Genomic DNA, 1,596 nt, shown 5'->3' with positions numbered 1-1,596 from the left:
TATATATTGTTACTAATGGTGTTTCCAAGACCTAGTATAAACGCTTACGTGATTCAGGATTATTTCCGCTATTTAAGGATATTTTCGTTTCAGAGGATACTGGTTTTCAAAAGCCCATGAAGGAATATTTCGATTATGTCTTTGCGCGAATTCCTAATTTCTCGATGGAAAAAGCATTAATCATCGGAGACTCCTTAAGTGCGTATATTAAAGGCGGACAGCAAGCTGCTATAGATACATGTTGGCTCAACCCTAAACTGAAACCTAATGAAACTAAAATTGTTCCAACATATCAAATACAAAAGCTTGAAGAGCTGTATCGCATTTTAAACGTAGAAAAAGAATCAACAGCTGTTAGTCAGTACTGTTCCTGACTATCGCATTATCTTTGATAACAGCTTTAATAAAATGATCAATTTTTTTATAAAATCTAACTATAAATTTGCAAGAAAAAAACCATTTTGATCTAACTTTGATTAAAATGGTTTCTTTTCATATCTTGAAAAACATGGGTTTGTATGGTGTTTTTTAATCAAACTTTTTTTAAAAYAATAAGGGTTTAATAAAGGGCTGTTGATGCAGCTTCTTTTCTTATGGAGCCAAAGAGGCAGGTTTAATTGAACATCAAAATGCAAACTTAATTAATCAACTGATAAGTTAAACCTATCGATATTTATTAATGTTATTTAATTTCATTATGGAAATTCAGGGTATAAAATTTAGTAGAAAGGTAATTAGACTGGAGGAAAAAATATGAAAGTTTTTGATTCGCATTTACATATTATCGATACGAAATTTCTATTAATTGTAAATCAGAGATTTATGCCTGATACTTTTACCTGTGCCGATTACCTACATTCCCGTAAGTAACATAAATTTATTGGGCGGTACCGTTGTCTCAGGCTCTTTTCAAGGATATGACCAATCATATTTAATTAATGCGTTACAAACCCTTTGTGAAAACTTTGTTGGTGTAACTCAATTGCCATACAATACATCAGATGATGAAATCATTAAACTTAATGAACTTGGTGTGAAAGCCATTCGATTCAATGTAAATCGTGGAAGTTCCGAGGATATATCACGTTTAGATTACTTAGCGAGAAGAGTTTATGAATTAGTAAATTGGCATACAGAGCTATACATTGATTCTAACTCTTTAACAGAGATAACAACGATAGTAGCAAAGCTTCCTTCGGTTTCGATAGATCATCTTGGTTTATCAAAAAGCGGTTTTACGAATCTTTTATCAGTTGATAAAGGTGTAAGAGTAAAAGCAACTGGTTTCGGAAGAATTGATTTTGATGCTGAAGAAGCAATTCGGACTATATACTCTACAAACCCAGATGAATTGATGTTCGGAACAGATTTACCCTCAACAAGGGAGAAGAGGCCTTTTCGATATTCAGATATAGAGCTGATAAATAATATACTTAAGGAAGAAGAAGCTAAAAAGTTCTTTATAAAAATGCACTTAATTGGTATTTAAAAATATCAGTATAGGAGTATGAAATGGCCTTAACACTATTACAAATTGATTAATTACTGCACAGTCCGTCTATTATATGCATTTTAAGAGAAGTGACTTGTTCATCT

The 1,596-nt window shown here is 31.9% G+C and carries 2 pseudogenes; both read left to right on the top strand.

The annotated features are described in order from the left end of the window. A pseudogene (locus AC1DUW_RS28160) lies at positions 1-374 on the top strand (HAD-IA family hydrolase); the annotation flags it as partial. A 379-nt stretch (positions 375-753) separates the two neighbouring features. After that, a pseudogene (locus AC1DUW_RS28155) lies at positions 754-1,503 on the top strand (amidohydrolase family protein). Positions 1,504-1,596 lie beyond the last annotated feature (93 nt).

Source organism: Peribacillus sp. P4_C12 (genome assembly GCF_056402095.1).
This window is presented reverse-complemented; position numbering and strand designations above follow the sequence as displayed.